Origin of the sequence: Lolliginicoccus suaedae (genome assembly GCF_008312885.1) — a bacterium.
Lineage (GTDB): Bacteria > Actinomycetota > Actinomycetes > Mycobacteriales > Mycobacteriaceae > Lolliginicoccus > Lolliginicoccus suaedae.
This window is the reverse complement of sequence record NZ_VSSO01000004.1, coordinates 381,861-402,013: the sequence shown is the minus strand read 5'-3', so window position 1 is coordinate 402,013 and position 20,153 is coordinate 381,861. Positions and strand designations below refer to the sequence as shown.

18 protein-coding genes are annotated in these 20,153 nt (G+C 69.3%); 11 read left to right on the top strand and 7 right to left on the bottom strand.

Translation table 11 applies throughout. The annotated features are described in order from the left end of the window. Positions 1-95 precede the first annotated feature (95 nt). The 4 genes from FXO18_RS13650 to FXO18_RS13635 all read left to right on the top strand — a co-directional run bounded on the left by FXO18_RS13650 (position 96) and on the right by FXO18_RS13635 (position 4,775). A complete protein-coding gene (locus tag FXO18_RS13650; protein ID WP_149361656.1) occupies positions 96-587 on the top strand; it encodes a glutathione peroxidase in 492 nt (163 codons plus the stop codon). Positions 588-685: 98 nt separating this feature from the next. Then, entirely contained in the window at positions 686-1,390 is a 705-nt protein-coding gene (locus tag FXO18_RS13645) for a DUF2334 domain-containing protein (RefSeq protein WP_149361655.1), read from the top strand. Between the two features lie 89 nt (positions 1,391-1,479). After that, positions 1,480-2,232 carry an ABC transporter ATP-binding protein gene (locus tag FXO18_RS13640; protein WP_149361654.1) on the top strand — a complete coding sequence of 251 codons (753 nt, stop codon included), beginning with the start codon at positions 1,480-1,482 and terminating at the stop codon, positions 2,230-2,232. Next, a complete protein-coding gene (locus tag FXO18_RS13635; protein ID WP_235900658.1) occupies positions 2,232-4,775 on the top strand; it encodes an ABC transporter permease in 2,544 nt (847 codons plus the stop codon). Before FXO18_RS13640 ends, FXO18_RS13635 begins: the two co-directional genes overlap by 1 nt. 169 nt (positions 4,776-4,944) lie before the next feature. On the opposite strand, the gene FXO18_RS13630 is transcribed toward FXO18_RS13635, so the two are convergent. Next, a complete protein-coding gene (locus FXO18_RS13630) occupies positions 4,945-5,601 on the bottom strand; it encodes an MBL fold metallo-hydrolase (RefSeq protein ID WP_149361653.1) in 657 nt (218 codons plus the stop codon). A gap of 132 nt (positions 5,602-5,733) precedes the next feature. On the opposite strand from FXO18_RS13630, the gene purS reads away from it, so the two are divergent. Next, on the top strand, positions 5,734-5,979 hold the full coding sequence (gene purS, locus FXO18_RS13625; protein ID WP_149361652.1) for a phosphoribosylformylglycinamidine synthase subunit PurS: 246 nt from the start codon (positions 5,734-5,736) through the stop codon (positions 5,977-5,979). Next, positions 5,976-6,653 (top strand): phosphoribosylformylglycinamidine synthase subunit PurQ, encoded by a 678-nt coding sequence (gene purQ / locus FXO18_RS13620; protein WP_149361651.1) that lies wholly within the window; start codon positions 5,976-5,978, stop codon positions 6,651-6,653. The genes purS and purQ overlap by 4 nt, the downstream gene beginning before the upstream one ends. Positions 6,654-6,669: 16 nt before the next feature. Here the strand turns inward: purQ and FXO18_RS13615 are convergent, their stop codons facing one another. Further along, on the bottom strand, positions 6,670-7,917 hold the full coding sequence (locus FXO18_RS13615) for a glycosyltransferase family 87 protein (protein ID WP_149361650.1): 1,248 nt from the start codon (positions 7,915-7,917) through the stop codon (positions 6,670-6,672). 237 nt (positions 7,918-8,154) lie between these two features. Here FXO18_RS13615 and FXO18_RS13610 point away from each other — a divergent pair, with 237 nt between their 5' ends. Continuing rightward, positions 8,155-9,246: an acyltransferase family protein gene (locus FXO18_RS13610; RefSeq protein WP_187774364.1), complete on the top strand. Its 1,092-nt coding sequence runs from the start codon at positions 8,155-8,157 to the stop codon at positions 9,244-9,246. Here FXO18_RS13610 and FXO18_RS13605 read toward each other — a convergent pair. From FXO18_RS13605 to FXO18_RS13585, 5 genes are read right to left on the bottom strand one after another with little or no spacing between them, the layout of a single operon-like run. Continuing rightward, a complete protein-coding gene (locus tag FXO18_RS13605) occupies positions 9,227-9,754 on the bottom strand; it encodes a hypothetical protein (protein WP_149361648.1) in 528 nt (175 codons plus the stop codon). The genes FXO18_RS13610 and FXO18_RS13605 overlap by 20 nt on opposite strands. Continuing rightward, positions 9,751-10,998: a DUF58 domain-containing protein gene (locus FXO18_RS13600; protein WP_149361647.1), complete on the bottom strand. Its 1,248-nt coding sequence runs from the start codon at positions 10,996-10,998 to the stop codon at positions 9,751-9,753. Before FXO18_RS13600 ends, FXO18_RS13605 begins: the two co-directional genes overlap by 4 nt. Further along, positions 10,998-11,981 carry an AAA family ATPase gene (locus tag FXO18_RS13595; protein WP_268884968.1) on the bottom strand — a complete coding sequence of 328 codons (984 nt, stop codon included), beginning with the start codon at positions 11,979-11,981 and terminating at the stop codon, positions 10,998-11,000. Before FXO18_RS13595 ends, FXO18_RS13600 begins: the two co-directional genes overlap by 1 nt. Then, positions 11,978-12,433, bottom strand: a complete 456-nt coding sequence (locus FXO18_RS13590; protein ID WP_149361646.1) for a hypothetical protein — start codon at positions 12,431-12,433, stop codon at positions 11,978-11,980. The genes FXO18_RS13595 and FXO18_RS13590 overlap by 4 nt, the downstream gene beginning before the upstream one ends. Before the next feature lie 29 nt (positions 12,434-12,462). Further along, positions 12,463-13,419 (bottom strand): DUF4129 domain-containing protein, encoded by a 957-nt coding sequence (locus tag FXO18_RS13585; RefSeq protein WP_149361645.1) that lies wholly within the window; start codon positions 13,417-13,419, stop codon positions 12,463-12,465. A 166-nt stretch (positions 13,420-13,585) separates the two neighbouring features. Between FXO18_RS13585 and purL the strand changes: the two genes are divergently transcribed. The 4 genes from purL to purF all read left to right on the top strand — a co-directional run bounded on the left by purL (position 13,586) and on the right by purF (position 20,058). Then, positions 13,586-15,928, top strand: a complete 2,343-nt coding sequence (gene purL / locus FXO18_RS13580) for a phosphoribosylformylglycinamidine synthase subunit PurL (RefSeq protein WP_149361644.1) — start codon at positions 13,586-13,588, stop codon at positions 15,926-15,928. Between the two features lie 93 nt (positions 15,929-16,021). Continuing rightward, positions 16,022-17,815: an alpha/beta hydrolase gene (locus tag FXO18_RS13575; protein ID WP_235900657.1), complete on the top strand. Its 1,794-nt coding sequence runs from the start codon at positions 16,022-16,024 to the stop codon at positions 17,813-17,815. A 194-nt stretch (positions 17,816-18,009) separates the two neighbouring features. Next, entirely contained in the window at positions 18,010-18,405 is a 396-nt protein-coding gene (locus FXO18_RS13570) for a sterol carrier family protein (RefSeq protein WP_149361643.1), read from the top strand. A gap of 114 nt (positions 18,406-18,519) precedes the next feature. Further along, a complete protein-coding gene (purF, locus tag FXO18_RS13565; protein WP_149361757.1) occupies positions 18,520-20,058 on the top strand; it encodes an amidophosphoribosyltransferase in 1,539 nt (512 codons plus the stop codon). Positions 20,059-20,153 lie beyond the last annotated feature (95 nt).

Sequence of the window (20,153 nt, the reverse complement as noted above, 5' to 3'; positions counted from 1 at the left end):
GTGGCCAGGTAATGCTCTGGTAATCCCGCAACGCAATGGTCGCTGCGCGTGGATGAATCCGTGACCTTCCATCCCGTTCTCGGTACCTTGGTGGCATGCCGACAACAGTTGCCTCCATGCCCTTGCGGACCCTCGACGGCGAGCCCACCACTCTCTCGGACCTTGGGCCGGGCCCGTACCTGGTGGTGAACGTGGCATCGCGCTGCGGGCTCACTCCGCAGTACCGGCAGCTCGAGGAGATCGCCGGGCACTACCGGGAGCGCGGGCTGACGGTCATCGGTGTGCCATGCAACCAGTTCGGCGGGCAGGAGCCTGGCTCGGCGGAGGAGATCGCCACGTTCTGCTCCACCACGTATGGGGTGACGTTCCCGATGCTGGAGAAGGCCGACGTGAATGGCGCGCAGCGGCATCCGCTGTACGAGGTGCTGGCCGCGGCCACGGACGACGCGGGCGAGGCAGGGGATATCCAATGGAACTTCGAGAAGTTCCTCGTGGACGGGAGCGGATCGGTGGCCAAGCGGTTCCGTCCGCGCACCACGCCGGACGATCCAGCTGTGACCGGGGCCATCGAATCGCTGCTGCGCTGAGCCTCGCGTCCCCGAGACGGCGCCACGGGCGCGAAACGTTCGCATACCGGACACCTTGGGGTCAGAGTCCGTACATTCCGTGATGTGACCGTGGGATTATGAGCGCAGAACTGTTGGTCTCGGTGTCCGGCATCCGCGATACCACCGTGGATCTCGCGGCGAGCTTCCTCGAGGAGCTCGAGCGACGGGACGTGCCGGCGTCGCTGCTCGTGGCGCCCCGCATGAAGGGCAAGTACCGCTTGCTCAACGACCCCGCGACGCAGGAATGGCTGCGGGGCCAGCAGGCTCGTGGCGCCTCGATCCTGATGCATGGCTACGACCAGGCCGCGACGAAGAAGCGCCGCGCCGAGTTCGCCACCCTTCCCGCGCACGAGGCGATGCTCCGGCTCATCGCGGCCGATCGCGTGATGGAGGAATCGGGCCTGCGGACCAGGCTTTTCGCCCCGCCACGCTGGATCGTCTCCGAGGGCGCGCTGATGATGCTGCCACGCGTCGGGTTCCGCTTGTGCGCCGATCTCACCGCCATCCGCGACCTCGAGCACAACCTCGTCACCCGGGCGCGCGTGCTCGGGGTGGGGGAGGGGTTCCTGTCCGAGCCGTGGTGGTGCCGGTCGCTGGTCATGACCTCCGAGCGGGTCGCGCGGCGCGGCGGAGTGGTGCGCCTCGCGATCAAGGCCAAGCACCTGCAGCGCTCCGGCCCCCGGCAGGCCTTCCTCGACGCGATCGACCTGAGCCTGCACCACGGCGCGACGCCCACGACCTATCGCTGGCCCTATCGGCGGGCCATCGCCGACGCCGCCTAGCACTCAGGGAGCACCCCGATCCGAGACACCTTGGATCCCGGGGCATGTTCGGATGGCGCGGGGGCTCCCCGGTTGGAATGATGGGGCGCATGGTCGAGACGAATCCAGGCCGCGATGACATCGCCGCCAGCGCTAGCAGCCTCATGAAGATCTACGGCAGTGGAGACACCCAGGTACGCGCGCTGGACGGGGTCGATGTCGAGTTCGCCCGGGCCCAGTTCACCGCGATCATGGGCCCTTCCGGGTCCGGCAAGTCCACCCTGATGCATTGCCTCGCCGGGCTCGACACCGCCACCTCCGGGTCGGTGAACATCGGCGGCACCGAGCTCACCGAGCTCAACGACCGGCAGATGACCCAGTTGCGGCGCGACCGCATCGGCTTCGTCTTCCAGGCGTTCAACCTCGTTCCGACGCTGACGGCGCTGGAGAACATCACCCTGCCGCTCGATATCGCGGGCCGGGCAGCGGACAACGAATGGCTCGATACTGTCGTGACGCGGCTCGGTCTCGGTGATCGCCTCGACCACCGTCCCAGCGAGCTTTCCGGCGGGCAGCAGCAGCGCGTTGCCTGTGCCCGCGCGCTCGTGGGCCGCCCCGAGATCATCTTCGGCGACGAGCCGACCGGCAACCTCGATTCCCGCTCCGGGACGGAGGTCCTCGAGATCCTGCGGGCCTCGGTCAACGAGTTCGGGCAGACCGTCGTGATCGTCACCCACGATCCGCGCGCCGCGAGCTACGCCGATCGGGTCGTGTTCCTCTCCGACGGCAACATCGTCGACGAGCTGTACGAGCCCACCGCGGACTCCATCATCGACACGATGAAGAACCTGGAGAAGATCTGATGCCGGTGACTGCCGCGCCGTCGCGCGCGCCCATGCGCAAGGTGTCGCTGCGCAACCTCGGGGCCCACAAGCTGCGTTTGTTCCTCACGGTGCTCGCCGTGGTGCTCGGCACGGCATTCGTGACCGGCTCGTTCGTGTTCACCGATACGTTGAAGAAGACCTTCGACCAGATCTTCACCGGTTCCTCGCAGGGCGTCGACGTGCGCGTGGTGCCCGAGAACCAGGCGTCGCTGGGCGTGCCGCTCGAGCTCGCCGATCAGATCGCGACCCTGCCGGACGTGCGGGCTTCCGTCAAGTATGCCGGTGGCCAGGTCATCCTGATCAAGGATGGATCGGCGGTGCAGACGGGCGGCGCGCCCAGCGAGGGCGAGCCCTACTTCCCGCCGGAGACCGCGATCGGGCAACCCATCGAGATGGTGTCCGGCGAGCCGCCCGCTCGCGAGGGTGAGGTCATCATCAACTCGTCCGGCATGGAGCGGGCCGGGCTCGAGGTCGGCGACGACGTGGACGTCCTCGTCCCCAACAGTGGCACCGTCACCGTCTCCGTCACCGGGACCTACGACCTGCCCGTCGATGTGGGCGGGTTCATCGGGGTGCAGTTCGTCGAGCAGCAGGCCCTTGACCTGTTCTCCGACGGCGACCATGTCTCCCGCCTCGATCTCGCCGCCGCCGAAGGCGTCTCGCAGGAGGACCTGCGCGAGCAGGTGGCGGCGCTCGTGCCCGACGGGTTCGACGTCCTGTCCGGCAGCGAGGCGCGCGATAGCCAGCAGAACGAGCTCGAGCAGAACCTGTCGTTCATCAACTACTTCCTGCTCGCGTTCGGGGCCATCGCGCTAGTGGTCGGCACGTTCATCATCTACAACACGTTCGCGATGATCGTTGCCCAGCGGCTCCGCGAGATGGCGCTGCTGCGGGCGATCGGCGCGAGCCGCAAGCAGATCAGCCGATCAGTCATCTTCGAGGCTCTCGTCGTCGGCATCATCGGCAGCATCCTGGGCCTCGCCGCGGGCGTCGGTATCGCCTATGGGCTGCGCATCGTCCTCGACGCCACTGGCCTTGGGCTGCCCGGCGGCGCTCTGGCTCTCGAGCCGCGCACCGTGATCGTCGCCCTCGCGGTCGGCATCCTCGTCACCATCGTCAGTGCCTACGCGCCCGCGCGGCGCGCCTCGCGCATCCCACCGGTCGCGGCGATGCGCGAGGAGACGTCCGCGTCGAGCGACTCCACCCGCTCGCGCACCCTCATTGGCGCCGTGATCGGCGTGCCCGCGCTCGCGCTGCTGATCTGGGGCACCGAGTACACCGGGCAGGACGGAGCGATCCGGGTGGGCATCGGCGCGGGACTGCTGATCGTCGCGGTGCTGCTCGCCACCCCGGGCCTCGCCAAGCCTGCCATCGGTGCGCTGGGCGTGCTCAGCAAGCCGTTCGGGGCCACGGGCAAGCTCGCCCGCACCAACGCGATCCGCAACCCGCGGCGCACCGCCGCCACCGCGTTCGCCCTCACCCTCGGCCTCACCCTCGTCACCGTCATCGGCGTGCTCGGCAACTCGGCGAAGGCCAGCATCGACGACCTCATCGACCAGGGTGTCGAGGCTGATTACGTGCTCAGCGGGCCGCAGATGACCGGCGTGCCCGGCGTGGTCGCGCCCGCCGTGGAGCGGGTGCGGGGCGTGGAGAAGGCCGCCGCGCTGAAGATCGCACCGGCGTTCATCGACGGGCAGAGCATCACCGGGACCAACCTCGACGGCGGCGTGAACGGTGTCATCGAGATTCCGATGGTCGAGGGCAACAGTGATCTCGAGGGCAGCAGCGTCATGGTCGACGAGGCCACCGCGGAACGATTCGGCCTGGCCGTGGGCGACACCGCGAGCATCGAGCGCCCGGCCCGCGATGGCACCGTCGATGCCGAGGTCATCGGCATCTTCGAGCGCAACAACCTCACCGCGTCGATGGTGCTCTCCGACGAGGCGATGAACGCGCTGATCCCCGCGTTCGTGCAGACCACCGTGTTCGTGATGGTCCTCGCCGAGGATGGCACCGACGCGGCCGGGCTGCGCGAGAGCATCGAGCAGGCGGTCGAGCCCTTCGTGGTGGTGCAGGTGATGGACCGCGAGGAGTTCAAGAACTCGCAGGCCCAGCAGATCAACCTCATCCTGTCGCTGCTCTACGCGCTCCTCGCGCTCGCCGTGGTGATCGCCATCCTCGGCATCATCAACACGCTCGCGCTGTCGGTGGTCGAGCGCCGCCGCGAGATCGGCATGCTCCGTGCCGTGGGCATGCATCGCAAGCAGGTGCGGCGCACCATCTACATCGAGTCCGCCCTCATCGCGGTATTCGGCGCAGTGCTCGGTGTGGTCCTTGGCATCCTGTTCGGCTGGGCGTTCGTCGAGACCCTCCGTGACGAGGGGCTGCGCATCCTCGCCGTGCCGTGGGGGCAGGTGGTGCTCATGCTCTTCGGGTCCGCCGTGGTTGGTGTGCTCGCCGCGCTCTGGCCCGCGAACCGGGCGGCGCGCACCAAGCCGCTGGAGGCCATCGCCGACCTGTAGCGCGCGGTCGGCCCTTCGGCGGGGGCTCTTCGGCCCGCTGGTCCGCTGCCGCAAACGCGATAGAAACCACCCAGAATTCAGGGCGGTTTCTATCGCGTTTGTCGTTTTCCGGTGCTCTTGCGGACATCGCTCGACGTCGGACACGGCCCGCCACCGCCAACCGGCCGACTCAGCCGTCGCGCTCGATGCTGGTCTCCACCTCGCCCTCGAGCGCGCGGAACCTCGTGCCGGGCCTGGCCATCTCGGCGAGCCGCGAGTAGTAGACGCCCAGGCCATCATCGGACAGGATCCCCTGGTGCACGGGTATCGCGGTGCCCGGCCGCACGGCCCGCAAATAGTCGATGGCCTCGGCAATACGCATCCACGGTGCTGCGGCGGGAATGGCGAGAGCCTCCACCGGTTGCGGCGGCACATAGAGCGAGTCGCCGGGATGCAGGAGCTGGCCCGGTCGCTCCGCGGTACCGAGCAGGTAGGAGACATTGTCGATCACGGGGATGTCGGGGTGGATGACGGCGTGCCGCCCGCCCCCGATGGTGGCCTGGATGTCTCCGATGGCGAGCTGCTGGCCGGGGAGCGCGGCCTGCCAGGCATCGCCGAGGCTGCTGGCGGTGGAGGGATCGGCGATGAGCCGGGCGGTGGGGTTGTGGGCGAGCAGATCGGGCAGCCGCGCGGTGTCGATGTGGTCGGGGTGCTGGTGGGTGATGAGGATGGCATCGAGTCCGGTGATGCCCTCGAATCCGTGGGAGAACGTGCCGGGATCGAGCAGCACACGGGTGCCGGCGATCTCGGCGAGCAGGCAGGAATGTCCGAAATGGGTCAACCGCATGTGTTCCAGTATCGGGGGCGGGGCCATGGTCGTGGGCAAAAACTGCTCCCGGGAACCGGTACGCTTAGGGCTGGCCGCGCTCCGCGCGTGGTGCAGTGCTTGCAGTGGTATCGAGGTGGCGAGGAGTGCCGGGTGGCTCGTGTAGTTGTCAGTGTCATGCCGAAGGCTGAGATCTTGGATCCGCAGGGGCAGGCGATCGAGCGCGCGCTGCCGCGCCTGGGCTTCGATGGCGTGCTGTCGGTGCGCCAGGGCAAGCGGTTCGAGCTCGAGGTCGCCGACACCGTGGATGATGAGACGGTGGCGCGGATCGCGGAGTCGCTGCTGGCGAACACCGTGATCGAGGATTGGGAAGTTGCCCGGGTGGAGGTCGAGGCGTGAGCGCGCGCATTGGAGTGATCTCGTTTCCCGGCACGCTCGATGACGTTGACGCGGCGCGGGCGGTACGGCTTGCAGGCGGCGAGGATGTCGCGTTGTGGCATGCCGACGCTGACCTGAAGGGCGTGGACGCGGTCATCGTGCCGGGCGGCTTCTCGTACGGCGATTACCTGCGGTGCGGCGCGATCGCGCGCTTCGCGCCAGTCATGGGCGAGGTCGTCGAGGCTGCCCGCCGTGGCATGCCGGTGCTGGGCATCTGCAATGGCTTCCAGGTGCTGTGCGAGGCTGGCCTGCTTCCGGGCGCGCTGACCCGCAACGAGGGCCTGCACTTCATCTGCCGCGATGAGTGGCTGCGCGTCGAGTCGAGCGCGACGGCATGGACGTCGCGCTACGAGCCGGGCGCGGAGATCCTCATTCCGCTGAAGTCGGGCGAGGGCCGCTACCAGGCCTCCGGGGAGACCCTGGATGAGCTCGAGGGCGAGGGCCGCGTGGTGTTCCGCTACGCGGGAGCCAACCCGAACGGGTCGCAGCGAGGCATCGCGGGCGTGGCGTCGGCGAACGGCCGGGTCGTGGGCCTCATGCCGCATCCCGAGCATGCCACCGAGGCGCTGACCGGGCCGAGCGACGACGGGATGGGCATGTTCCTGTCCGTGCTCGACGGGGTCCTCACCGCCTGACTGCCTCGCGGGGCAGCTAGCGCGGCATCTCGGCCAGCGAGTGCTCCTTCCTGTCGCTGGCGGTGCCCGAGCGAGGGTCCTCGTCGCGGTCGCCTGAGCCCGCAGCAATGTGTCCCGCAGAACCGTGGCCCGTGATGCTGCGGCGTGCCACGATGCACGCCGCGATGAGCAGGACCATCGCCATCCAGAACTGCCCGTTACCGACGACGAGGTTGTAGGCGTTCGCGGCGATTCCGCTGGGCTCGTCGATGGCGTAGCGGTGCGGGGCGAGGATGAACACCACGATCGCGGTGATGATCAGCGGGCGCCAGGACCGGTAGGCAGGGGCGACCGCGATCGGCAGCAGCACCAGCGCGTATACCCAGTGGTGGGTGACGGCGAATGGTGCGGCCGCGAGCGAGGCGAGCGCGACCAGGCCGAGCGCGACGATGTGGTCGCCGCGGCGGGTGAATCGCCAGGCGCACCAGGTCGCGGCGGCCACGATGAGTAGGGCTCCCACGATCCACAGGGCGTCCTTGGCGGTGCCCTCGAGCCCGATGCGGCTCAGCACGCCGGTCAGTGCCTGGTTGGGGCCGTAGGAGTGCCCGCCCGCGCGGTCGGTGCGGAAGAACTCGTAGGTCCAGTACCACATCGAGGACTCGGGCCGCGCGAGGAAGCCGATCGCGATGGTCGCGAGGCCAGTGGCGATGGCGCGGGCGACGGATCCGAGATCCTTGCGCAGCAGGAACACCAGTCCGAACGCGGCTGGGGTGACCTTGATCGCGGCAGCGATGCCGGTAGCTATGCCGCGGAAGCGACGCGGGATGGTTCCCGTGAGATCGGCGACGACCAGAGCGATGAGCACGAGGTTGATCTGGCCGAAGTACTTCGTGGAGACCACGGGCTCGAGCACCAGCGCCACGCCGAGCAACGCTGTGGCGATCGTCGCGGAACGCTCGGGCGTCGCGCGCAATGCCGGCCAGGCATGGCGGAGCAGCATCAGCAGGATCGCCCACACCAGGACTACGCTGGTGATGGTCCAGGCCAGGTGCAGCATTGGTTCATCGATGAGCGCGAGTGGCGCGAAGAGCATCGCGGCGAACGGCGCATAGATGAACCGCAATCCGTAGGGGCGCTCGAAGTCGTTGCTGTAGAGCGGTGTCCCATCCATGAAGGCTTGCCCGGCCGCTTGGAACACCGCGAGATCGATGAGTTGGCCTGAAGCGGCATCGTGCACCACCACACCAACGGCGACGATCGTCGCGGCGATCCCCAGGAGAATCATTGATGGCGCTAGCCAAGAATGATCGCGCTCCGCTCGAGCTATTGTTGCTTCATTGTTCTTCCGGGCCAAAACGTTCTCCAAAGAGTTAGTAAAACAAACGCATTGCCGATTCATTTATTACGACGCTACAGAAATGTGACTGATCTGGCACGTGAGCAGAGTCACAATTGGGTGCCGCGGGTGAGTCGCCGGCCCGTACCGTATTCCGGAACGCCCGGACCGAGCAGGAGGAGCCCAGTGACCGCCACGACCACCAAGCAAGCTGGCCGCGTGGTGTGGGTGGATGTCGCCAAGGGCGCGTGCATCCTGCTGGTCGTTCTCTTTCATGCGACGAACTTCGCCGTCACGCGCGGCTACGGCTCCGACTGGTGGGTCGCCGCCAATGCGCTGCTGCAGCCCATTCGCATGCCGTTGTTCTTCCTGGCCTCGGGTTTTTTCGCGGCCGGGATCCTGGCGCGGCCGTGGAACGAGGTATGGCGCCGCCGCATCGTGCTCATGCTCTACCTGTATGGCCTCTGGGTGGTGCTGCGGTTCGCCTACTTCTCCGCGGTGCCGGGGGCAAGCTTGACGCACGAGGAGGAGCACCCCTTGCGGCTGCTCACCGGTATTCTCGTGCCGCACAATGGGTTGTGGTTCGTTTATGCGCTAGCGATCTATTTTGCTGCGGCGAAACTTCTCAATGATCTTGATGTCCGGGTTCAGCTCGGAATCGCGTTCCTGGTCTCTTGGCTTGCTTATGCGCAGGACCTGCTGCCGTGGACCTGGCAGAACATGGCCGCCTATTTCCTGTTCTTCCTCATCGGTGTGCGTGGTCGCGACTTCTTGACCGTGCTCGCCCGCCATGCCTCGCTCGGCCTGGTCGCCGTGCTGGCGCTCGCGTACTCGGGGATGTACTACCTGTCCCTGCAAGGCGGCCTCGCGGCCACCGCGCTCGGCAGCATCCTTCTCACGCTGCTCGGCCTCGCGGTCGGCATCCTGGCCGCGGCGAGCATCACGTGGGGGCCCGCCGCGCGGGCACTGGCCTACCTCGGAACGGTCACGCTGCCGATCTACCTGATGCATGAGATCGCGATGGGCACCCTCGCCTACCTCGCTCTCGACAATGGGCTCGTGCCCTCCGCGAGCACGGTGCAGGCATGGGGGCCGATCGTGATCACCGCTGCGGGCGTGGCAGGCGCCCTGCTGCTGCATCGCGCGCTGCTCGCGGCCCGGGCGAACTGGTTGTTCGGTCTCCCTGGATGGTTGCAGGCGCCGGCTCCGGCGCGCCCCGGCCCGCGCCAGGATCCTGGCGTGCCGAGCTGGAACGAGATCATCGCCCCGGTGCGCTAGCCGTCCCGGCTCGCGGAAACCACGTCGCGCGCAGCACCGCGAGGCTCATCGCCGTGATCGCTGCCGGGGCCGCCAGCACGACCATCCACGGCGAGAGCAGCGGCACAACGACTCCAGCAAGGGCTAGCACGCTCGCTGCAGCGGCGGGCGGGGCAAGCTGGCGGAGCAGCGGACCGGCAGCGATGCCGTGCCGCGCGGACCACGCGGCGACCACATGCAGCAGCGCCGCCCATGCCCCGAGGACGATCAGTCCCGTCCCTGCCAGCGGAGGCTCGGTCCCCGGCAGCACGAGCAGGCCGATCGCTACCACGACCGTCGCGAGAGCTCCCGCCCCGCCCCACCGCGGATTGCTCGCCACCACGGCCGCGACGGCCCCGGCCAGCGCCGCGCCAATGCCCAGTGCCAACCGCGTGGCACCGACGTCGGGCAGAGCATGCAGCGCCAGCAAGCCCGTGGCGGCGATCGCCACCCATCCGGGCACGGCCACGATCAGGGCGTTGCGGATCATCGGCGCCTGCCCCGCCCCTGGTCACGCGTCCTGCGGTGCAGCAACTGGAATGCCTGCTGCAGGTCAGCGCCGTCCTCGTCGCTCGCGTTCCAGGCCACCACATGCACGCCCACCGACTCGAGATCGCGGGCCAGCTTGCGCCTCTCGAGGCGCCACAGCTGCTCGGTGAGCGAGTCGATGGATTCCTCGAACGGCAGCGTGCCCTCCAGCACATCGACCAGCACGACGGGATGGCCGCGCCGGCGCAGCTCCATCAGTGCCAGCGAGAACTGCGACTCGAGCAGTGGCGAGAACGCGATGGCGATCGCGCCGGGCGGCAGCGCGTCGAGCGGCGCGAGGGTTCCCGGCACGGCGAGAGCCTCCGAGCCCGCTCCGATCACCACATCGATGATGCGATAGAACTGCGTGCGGCCCTGCTCGGCGGTGATCCAGTGCGCGCGGGACCCGAGCGTCGTGACGCCGGCCCGGTCGCCGCGCTGCAGCGCGGATGCGGTGATCTGGGTCGCGCCGCGCACTGACCGGTCGAGGCTGTCGCTGGCGGGCCCCGGCGCGTGCGGATAGGTGTCGATCAGCGCGACGATGTCCGCGGCGCGGTCGGTGAAGCGCTCGTTGATGTATAGCCGGCCCGCTCGGGCGCTGGCCTTCCAGTTGATCGCGTGCAACGGGTCGCCAGGCTGGTGAGCGCGCGTATCGGCGAACTCGATGCCCGAGCCCCGGCGGCGCGTCAAGTGGGTGCCAATGCGATCGGGCAAGGGAACTCGTGGCAGGGCGATCGATCGTGGCGGGGCGAGCGGGTACACGTGCAGCCTGCCGATCGGCACCGTGCGCTCGGCCGCCCACAACCCGTGGGGCGCGATGACCAGGCAGGAGAGATCCACGCGATAGTTGCCCCACCGGGAAGGGGTCGCGGTGACCCGCTGGGGCTCCCCGGTCGTCTCGACAGCGAGCCCAGGGAGGGGGAGCGGCCAGGCATGGAGGGACCCGGCGCCGTCGAGGCCGAGGGCATGCTCGAGGGTGGCTGGCTCTTCCTCGAACAATCGATGGGGATGGCCTTCTGGTGGTGCGGTCACCGAACGAGCGATGGGTGCAGCGCGGGAGGGAGTAGCGAGGAGCGCGCCGAGGAAGGGCGCGGCGAACAGCGCTAGCGCCCAGGTGCCGGACAGCAAGGCGACCGACAGCGCGAGCGCGCCGCACGCGGCGATGGCGAGGAGCAGCGTGGACGGTTGCCAGCGGAGAGCGTGCATCACTGCTCCGCGGAGCGACCGCTGATGCGGGGAACGGGCAGCCGCGCGAGGATCTCCTCGACGATCTGCTCGCCCCGGATGCGGCGCACCCACATCTCCGGGCGCAGCGTGATGCGGTGCGAGACCGCGGGCACCGCCAGGGCCTTGATGTCCTCGGGGATGACGTAGTCGCGCCCGGCGAGCACGGCCCGGCCGCGCGCGAGCTGGACGAGGTCGAGCTCGGCGCGCGGGCTCGCGCCCACCTCGATCTTGGGGTGGGAGCGGGTGGCGCGGGCGAAGGAGACGACGTAGCGCAGCACGTCGGGGTGGACGGTGACGCGCTCGAGCGTCTCGCGCATGTCGAGCAGGTCCCCGGCATCGAGGATGGCCCGGGCGGTGGCGGGGCGCGAGCCCCGGTCGAGGCGGCGCTGCAGCATCGCTTGCTCGTCCTCCTCGCCGAGGTATCCCACGCTCAGCCGCACCGCGAAGCGATCGAGCTGCGCCTCGGGCAGCGGATAGGTGCCCTCGTACTCGATGGGGTTATCGGTGGCGAGCACGATGAACGGGACGGGCAGCTGGTGGGTGATGCCATCGACGGTGATCTGCCCCTCGGCCATGGCCTCGAGCAGCGCGGACTGCGTCTTGGGCGGGGTGCGATTGATCTCGTCGGCGAGCAGCACATTGGTGAAGGCCGGCCCCTCCCGGAACTCGAACGCCCCGGAGCGCATGTCGTAGATGGTGGAGCCGAGCAGGTCGGAGGGCAGCAGGTCAGGGGTGAACTGCACCCGGGTGAAGCGCAGCCCGAACGTGGCCGCGAACGACCGAGCGATGAGTGTCTTGCCGAGCCCGGGCAGGTCCTCGATGAGGGCGTGCCCGCCAGCGAGCACGGTGATGAGGATGAGGGTGAGGGCCTCGCGCTTGCCGACGATCACCTTCTCCATCTCGGCGAGCACGGCGCTGGCACGCTCTGTCGTGGTGGCGGCGCTGGAATCGTGGGGGCTCAACTGCGTTCCAATCGGGAGAGGATCTCGGTGAGGGCCGCGCGCCCCGGGCCGGGCCGGCCAGCTGCTTGACGCGCGGGAGCTACTTCGCGCGGGTCCACCCACGGCCATAGGGTGCTGCCGAACAGGGCGAGGCCGGTGCTGGTGTAGGTATCGGGATCATGGCGGGCGTGGAGGTGGAACGATTCCTCGAACTCGCGGGCGAGCATGGGGCGCAGGTGCACGTTCCACTCCTGCTCGGAGCCGTCGGCCCATTCGGCAGTGAAGCGGGCCCGGGCGAGCCAGCGCTCGAGCAGGCCGCGCGCGGCGGTCTGGGCATCATCCTCGGCGCTGGCCACCGGGGCGTCGGCACCCAGCACGGCGAGCTGGTAGAGCAGGGCGAGGAAGAGGCAGGCCACGATCAGGGAGGGCAGGACGAGCAGCAGGTCGTGGCGGCCGAGGAGGGCGGCGAGCAACTGGCTCGCGACGACCGTGCCGAGCCCGGTCAGGAGGAGTGCGCGGATAGCGTCCTCCTCAGGTCGGCGAGCATGCTCGACAGCGCCGTGGTGGCGGCTTGCTGGTCGGAGCCGGTCATGGGGTGCTGGCTGAAGCGGGCCTCGGTGAACAGGTCGACGAGCACCGACGCAGGCTCCTCGCGGAGGTAGCCGAGCCGCGAGGCGCGCTCGATGACCTCGCGAGGAGTGTCGGACGCGCGGGGCGAGGCATCCTCCGCATCGCGCAGCGCCTGCTCCATCGCGGCATAGCACGCGATGATCGCCTCGCGCGGGCCGCCGGCGGACTGGCCGATCGCTGCGAGCCCCTTCTCCGTCGCGGCTCGCAGCGCGGAGCCACGAGTGCCGCGCGCGGGCTCGGTCGTCGTGGGCTCGATGAGGGCGCCACCGCGCGGCAGGCGCAGCACCAGGCCCATGCCTAGCACGAGCAGGGCAAGCAGCACAGCCGTGCCGAGGAGGAACCACAGGCCGAGTCCTGGCTCGCCCGCGGCATCGGGCAGTTGCTCGCCAGCGCCGGGGGCCTCGCCGGAGGGGGGCGTGCTCGTTTCGGTTGTGCCGGGCGGGGCGAGCCGGATGGTGGCGGATGGCTGGCGCAGCAGCAGGAGCGCCGCGGTGGCCAGCACGGCGGCGAGCGCGAACCACGCGGCGATGCGTCGGCCGGCGGGCGCGCGGCCCGGTGCGCGGGGGAACCGTCGCAGTGGGGAGGCTGGCAGCGGTGGCGGGCGACCGGGAGGGTGCCGCCACACGAAGACCATCGCGAGCCCAGTGATGGCGATCGCGGCGAGCATCACGAGGGCGAGCAGCGCGGCGGTCCACTGGTAGGGCAGCAGGGGGCCTCCCGAAGGGGCCGGATGGCGCAGCGCATGGATGACCGCGCCGCACGACAGCCCGGTCGCCGCTATCAGGGCAACGGGCGTGCGGGCCGGGGCCATGTCGGGATCGCCGCGCATTTCCACATCCTGGCACGCGCGGCAGGCGCGCCGGGAGCTGTTGCGCTCCGGGATTCCAGCTCATCACGCGATTCCGGCGTGCCGCGATGATCGCGGTAGACTCCACGGTGGCACGCCGCCAGACTCAGCGACGGCGGGCCACCGCGTCGAAAGGACCCCAGCCTCCGTGTCGTCACCAGCACAGTCTGCCTCCGATTCCGTCACCGCCGAGCCGCAGCAGGCCCGTATCGATACGGTCTCCCGCGCCGGGGCGACCCCGGACATCCCCCAGCCATACCGGGAGCTGGGGCTCAAGGACGATGAGTACGCGCGGATCCGTGAGATCCTCGGTCGTCGCCCCACCGATGCCGAGCTCGCGATGTACTCGGTGATGTGGAGCGAGCACTGCTCCTACAAGTCCTCGAAGGTGCATCTGCGCTACTTCGGGGAGACCACCACCGAGGAGATGAAGTCATCGATGCTCGCCGGCATCGGCGAGAACGCTGGCGTGGTCGATATCGGTGACGGCTGGGCCGTCACGTTCAAGGTGGAGAGCCACAACCATCCGTCCTACGTCGAGCCCTACCAGGGCGCGGCCACCGGCGTCGGCGGCATCGTGCGTGACATCCTGGCGATGGGCGCGCGACCGATCGCGGTGATGGACCAGCTGCGCTTCGGCGCTGCCGACCATCCGGACACGCGGCGCGTCGTCGATGGCGTGGTGCGCGGAGTGGGTGGATACGGCAACTCCCTCGGCCTGCCCAACATTGGTGGCGAGACCGTCTTCGACTCCTCCTACCAGGGCAATCCGCTGGTCAACGCCTTGTGCGCGGGCGTGATGCGCGTGGAGGACCTGCACCTGGCGTTCGCGTCGGGAGCGGGCAACAAGATCATCCTGTACGGCGCCCGCACCGGCCTCGACGGCATCGGTGGTGTGTCCGTGCTCGCCTCGGAGACCTTCGATGGCGATGAGTCCGGCGGTGGCCGCAAGAAGCTGCCGTCGGTGCAGGTGGGCGACCCGTTCACCGAGAAGGTCCTCATCGAGTGCACCCTGGAGCTCTACCACAAGGGCCTCGTCGTGGGCATCCAGGATCTTGGTGGCGCCGGCCTGAGCTGCGCGACCTCCGAGCTTGCCGCGGCAGGCGATGGCGGCATGCACATCGAGCTCGACAAGGTGCCGCTGCGGGCGGCGAACATGACCGCTGCGGAGGTGCTGTCCTCGGAGTCCCAGGAGCGCATGTGCGCGGTGGTCACCCCCGAGAACGTCGAGGCGTTCATGGAGGTGTGCCGCAAGTGGGATGTCATCGCCACCGATATCGGTGAGGTGACCGATGGCGAGCACCTGGTCATCACCTGGCATGGCGAGACCGTCGTCGACGCGCCGCCCAAGAGCCTCGCCGACGAGGGCCCGGTGTACGAGCGCCCGCTGGCCCGCCCTGCGGATCAGGACGCCCTGGTCGCGAGCACCACCGCGGGACTGGCTCGCCCCGCCGCGCCCGAGGAGCTGCGCGAGACGATCATCGCGATGATCTCCTCGCCGCAGCTGTGCAGCCGCGCCTGGATCACCGAGCAGTACGACCGCTACGTGCGTGGCAACACGGTGCTCGCCGAGCATGCCGACGCCGGCGTGATCCGCATCGACGAGGAGACCAGCCGGGGCATCGCGCTGGCCACCGACTGCAACGGCCACTACACCAAGCTCGATCCGTACCGCGGCGCGCAGCTTGCTCTCGCCGAGGCCTACCGCAACGTCTCCGCCACCGGTGCCACGCCCAAGGCCGTGACCAACTGCCTGAACTTCGGCTCCCCCGAGGACCCGGGCGTCATGTGGCAGTTCCAGCAGGCCGTGCGCGGCCTCGCGGACGGCTGCGCCACCCTCGGCATCCCCGTCACCGGCGGCAATGTCAGCTTCTACAACCAGACCGGCAGCCAGCCCATCCTGCCCACGCCCGTGGTGGGCGTGCTCGGCACGATCGACGATGTGCACCGCCGCACCCCGCAATCGTTCGGCATCGATGACGGTGAATCGCTCATCCTGCTCGGCGAGACGCGTGACGAGCTCGACGGCTCGGTGTGGGCACAGGTCGCGCATGATCACCTCGGGGGAGTGCCGCCCCAGGTGGACCTCGAGCATGAGCGGCTGCTCGGCGAGATCATGGTCGCCTCGAGCCGCGACGGCCTCATCAACGGCGCGCACGATCTGTCCGAGGGCGGTCTCTCCCAGGCCGTGATCGAGATGGCGCTCGCCTCCGAGACGGGCTGCCGCATCGTGCTGCCCGAGGACGCGGACCCGTTCGTGCAGCTGTTCTCGGAATCGACCGGGCGCGTGCTCGTGGCCGTTCCCCGCACCGAGGAGCCCCGCTTCACCTCGATGTGCACCATGCGCGGCATGCCCTGGCAGCGCATTGGTGTCGTCGTCAACGGCTCCGACGACGTCGAGATCCAGGGTGTGGGCGCGTTCACGCTCGCCGAGCTCGCCGAGCATCGCGGTGGCACCCTGCCACGGCTGTTCGGGCACGCTATCGCCTGAGCCAGTGCCAGCTTGAAGCCAGTGCCAGCCTGAGCCATTTCCCCGGGCTCGATCAGCAGCCCGGGCGAGCGGACCGTGACGGGGAGGTGAGGCGTGAGCAGCGCATCGCCTCCCCTCGCGCCCACCGAGCTGATCGACGAGATCGCGCGACGAGCCCCCGAGCCCGTGCGCCGCGCCTGGCTCCTGCTGCGCCTCGAGCTCGTTGGCCTCGTGCTCGCCGGGGTCTTCTTCGCCTGGTCGATGACCCCCTCCCTGCTGCCCCGGGAGTGGACCTACCAGGGGCTGGTATCCGGCATCAGCCTCGCCGCCGGATATGGCGCCGGAGTGGTCATCGCCTGGTTCGCGCGCTCCGTGGTGCAGCCACTCCTGGAATGGCCCCCGCTGTCGCGCCGGGCGAGATGGGCGCTGCGGGGAATCACCACCGTGGTGACGCTGTTCCTGATGGTCACTGCCATCATCGCCTCCGCCGAGTGGCAGCGCCAGATCCGCGCGCTCATCGATATGGACCCGCCCTCGGGAACCTCCCACGTCCGTGCCGGGCTGCTTGCCGTCGCGATAGCGCTGGGCATCGTTCTCACCGTCCGGCTGCTCCGCATCATCGTGCGTACCGTCGGGCGCGCCCTGCGAAGGCTCCTTCGCCTGCCCCGGCCGTTGGTCGACGCGATCGGCATCGTCCTCGTCTCCGCACTGATCATCACCCTCGTCGATGGCGTGCTCGTCCGCGGCATGGTCATCGCCGCGAACTCGGTGTTCTCCGTGCAGAACGCCGAGATCGAGGACAACGTCGCCCAGCCCATCGAGCCGGAGCGCTCGGGCAGTCCCGCGTCGTTCGCAGCCTGGGAGACCCTCGGCCTGCAAGGGCGCCGCATCGTCTCGCGCGGGCTGCGGGCCGCCGAGCTCGAGCGGGCCACCGGCGAGCCCGCGGTCGAGCCCATCCGCGTGTACGTGGGCATCGATACCGCCCCCAGCATCGACGAGCGCATCGAGCTTGCCCTTGCTGAGCTCGAGCGCACCGGCGCGTTCGAGCGGGAAGTGCTCGTTGTCGCTACTACTACGGGCACGGGCTGGATCAATCCGGTCGCGACCCAGTCGCTGGAGCTCATCCACCGGGGCGACACGGCCTTCGTCACCATCCAGTACTCGTTCCTTCCCAGTGCGATGTCCTTCCTCGTCGACCGGGAGATCGCGCAGGAAGCAGGCAAGAAGCTCTTCGATGCCGTTCATGCGGAATGGTCCCGCCGCGCCCCCGAGGACCGGCCCGAGCTGCACGTCTACGGCGAGAGCCTCGGCTCCTATGGCTCCGAGGCCGCCTTCGCCGGGCTCGCCGACCTGCGCGAGAAGGCATCCGGGGCGCTCTGGGTGGGGCCGGTCAACGCCAACCGGCTCTGGGGAGCCATCACTGAGCGGCGTGATCCAGGGACCCCGCAGATCCAGCCCACATACGCGGGCGGACTGATCGTGCGCTTCGCCAACAAGCCCGAGGACCTGCCCACCGCCGACGAGCTCGAGGCCGCGCCCTGGCTCGAGCCGCGCGTGCTCTACCTCCAGCACCCCACCGACCCCGTGGTGTGGTGGTCGCCCGAGCTGCTGTTCCAGCGGCCCGACTGGCTGCGCGAGCCCCGCGGGCACGATGTCTCCCCAGCGATGCAGTGGCGCCCCATCGTCACGTTCTGGCAGGTTGCCTCCGACCTCGTCAACGCGGGACGCATCCCGTACGGGCATGGGCACCTCTATGGCGATTTCATCCTCGACGGCTGGCTCGCGATCGCCGCGCCCGACGGCTGGACCGATGCGGACACCGAGGAAGCGCACACGATCATGGACACCCTGTCGCGGTTCGTGCTGCCCCGGCAGAGCCCGATCGGGGAGGAAGGACCAGTCGGGTGACGCGGGGGTCCGCGCCCTCGGGGCCAGCAGAGCGTCGCTCGGCCCTGCCCGGCGGTGTGGTGTTCACCTCATTGACATCTGTCACCAGCGGTGTTGTCGCTCCCGCAGCGCGCCGCCCCGCCGTGACCGCCGGAGGGGCACCCGCCTCCCATATCGTGGATGCCAAGCAGTAGCCGATCCCAAGGGGCAGGAACATGGCACGAGGACGAGGCAACTCCGCGCGGCCCGAGGACGTGCGCGCCGCGGTGCTCGCGGTGGCCGATTGGCTGCGCGATCCGGACCACACCGATGTGCCGCCAAAGGCGCTGGTAGCGGCCGCTGTGCGGGCGTGCGCGCAGGCCCTCGAGCAGAGCGCGCCCGGGCACAGCGTGGAGGTGCGCGTACCGCCCCACGTGGCGATCCAGTGCATCGACGGCCCGCGCCACACCCGCGGGACCCCGCCCAATGTGGTCGAGCTTCCGCCGCGCGCCTGGCTGCTGCTAGCGACTGGCCTGTCGTCCCTGGAGCAACTGTGCGCGGCCGGGCAGGGGGAGGCGTCGGGCTCGCGCGCCACCGAGATCACCCGATGGATGCCGATCGTGCCCTTGTGAGAAGTTCGCGGAGCACGGTCGGGGACCGTAGACTCGAATCGTTCCGACCCCTCGCCAAGGGAGCACTGCGCTGTGACGATCAACCCGAGCCTCGACACCGCCACGAACCCTGATGTGGACGTTTACCAGCCCGCGCTCGACGTGGAGGAGCAGGAGCCACGCGAGGAATGCGGGGTCTTTGGTGTCTGGGCCCCGGGCGAGGATGTGGCCAAGCTCAGCTACTACGGCCTGTACGCGCTGCAGCACCGCGGCCAGGAGGCAGCGGGCATCGCTGTCGGGGACGGTCGCCAGGTCCTGGTGTTCAAGGACCTCGGCCTCGTGAGCCAGGTGTTCGATGAGCAGACGCTGATCGCCATGCGTGGGCACGTCGCGATCGGGCACTGCCGGTACTCCACCACGGGCGCGACGACGTGGGAGAACGCGCAACCGATCTTCCGCACCACCTCGGCCGGCACGGGCATCGCCCTCGGCCACAACGGCAACCTCGTCAACACCGCGGAGCTCGCTGGCAAGGCGCGCGAGGCAGGTCTGCTCGGCGGTCGCCGCCGCAAGGCCGCCACCTCGGATTCCGACATCGTCGGTGCGCTGCTCGCCCACGCCGCCGCCGACACCAGTGTCGAGCAGGCAGCCATGGAGCTTTTCCCCCAGCTGAAGGGCGCTTTCTGCCTCACCTTCATGGACGAGAACACGCTGTATGCCGCGCGTGATCCGCATGGCGTGCGCCCGCTCTGCCTGGGTCGCCTCGACCGTGGCTGGGTCGTGGCCAGCGAGACGTCCGCGCTCGACATCGTCGGTGCCTCGTACGTGCGGGAGATCGAGCCCGGCGAGCTGCTCGCGATCGATGCTGATGGCGTGCGATCGATGCGCTTCGCCCAGCCGGAGCCCAAGGGATGCGTGTTCGAGTTCGTGTACCTCGCCCGTCCCGACAGCGTGATCTCGGGCCGCTCCGTGCATGCCACCCGCGTGGAGATCGGGCGCCGGCTCGCCAAGGAGCATCCCGCCGAGGCGGATCTGGTGATCCCTGTTCCCGAGTCCGGCACCCCGGCAGCGGTCGGCTACGCGCAGGGCTCCGGCATCCCGTACGGCCAGGGCCTGATGAAGAACGCCTACGTGGGCCGCACCTTCATCCAGCCCTCCCAGACGATCCGCCAGCTCGGCATCCGGCTCAAGCTCAACCCCCTGCGCGACATGATCCGCGGCAAGCGCCTCGTGGTGGTCGACGACTCGATCGTTCGGGGCAATACGCAGCGCGCTCTCGTCCGGATGCTCCGCGAGGCAGGTGCTCTGGAGATCCATGTCCGTATCGCGTCGCCGCCAGTCAGGTGGCCCTGCTTCTATGGCATCGATTTCGCCTCCCCCGCGGAGCTCATCGCCAATGGCGCTGATTCGACCGAGGAGATGCTCGAGGCCGTACGCTCCTCCATCGGCGCCGACTCGCTGGGCTATATCTCTGTCGACGAGATGACCGCGGCGACCGAGCAGCCGGCGTCGCGCATGTGCCGGGCCTGCTTCGACGGCGTCTATCCCATCGCCCTGCCGGACGAGAGCCGCATCGGCAAGAACGTGCTCGAGGCGATGTTCGACTCCACGGAGGGTGACGCCAAGGGCGGTAGGACCACCTCGTCCACGTCTCCCTCGCTGGGCGTCCAGTAGGGCCGAGAGCCCCCTCGCGCCGCTCCATCCGGGTGGTCGCGCCCGCATCGCTGGCCTGTCATCGGCAAATCACCCTGGCATAGGTGCCCCCTTCG

Bases quoted from the DNA above. Each gene is read 5' to 3' on its own strand.
- FXO18_RS13650 (WP_149361656.1), top strand. From the start codon at position 96: ATGCCGACAACAGTTGCCTCCATGCCCTTGCGGACCCTCGACGGCGAG.
- FXO18_RS13645 (WP_149361655.1), top strand. From the start codon at position 686: ATGAGCGCAGAACTGTTGGTCTCGGTGTCCGGCATCCGCGATACCACC.
- FXO18_RS13640 (WP_149361654.1), top strand. From the start codon at position 1,480: ATGGTCGAGACGAATCCAGGCCGCGATGACATCGCCGCCAGCGCTAGC.
- FXO18_RS13635 (WP_235900658.1), top strand. From the start codon at position 2,232: ATGCCGGTGACTGCCGCGCCGTCGCGCGCGCCCATGCGCAAGGTGTCG.
- FXO18_RS13630 (WP_149361653.1), bottom strand. From the start codon at position 5,601: ATGCGGTTGACCCATTTCGGACATTCCTGCCTGCTCGCCGAGATCGCC.
- FXO18_RS13615 (WP_149361650.1), bottom strand. From the start codon at position 7,917: ATGATTCTCCTGGGGATCGCCGCGACGATCGTCGCCGTTGGTGTGGTG.
- FXO18_RS13605 (WP_149361648.1), bottom strand. From the start codon at position 9,754: ATGATCCGCAACGCCCTGATCGTGGCCGTGCCCGGATGGGTGGCGATC.
- FXO18_RS13600 (WP_149361647.1), bottom strand. From the start codon at position 10,998: ATGCACGCTCTCCGCTGGCAACCGTCCACGCTGCTCCTCGCCATCGCC.
- FXO18_RS13585 (WP_149361645.1), bottom strand. From the start codon at position 13,419: ATGCGCGGCGATCCCGACATGGCCCCGGCCCGCACGCCCGTTGCCCTG.
- FXO18_RS13570 (WP_149361643.1), top strand. From the start codon at position 18,010: ATGGCACGAGGACGAGGCAACTCCGCGCGGCCCGAGGACGTGCGCGCC.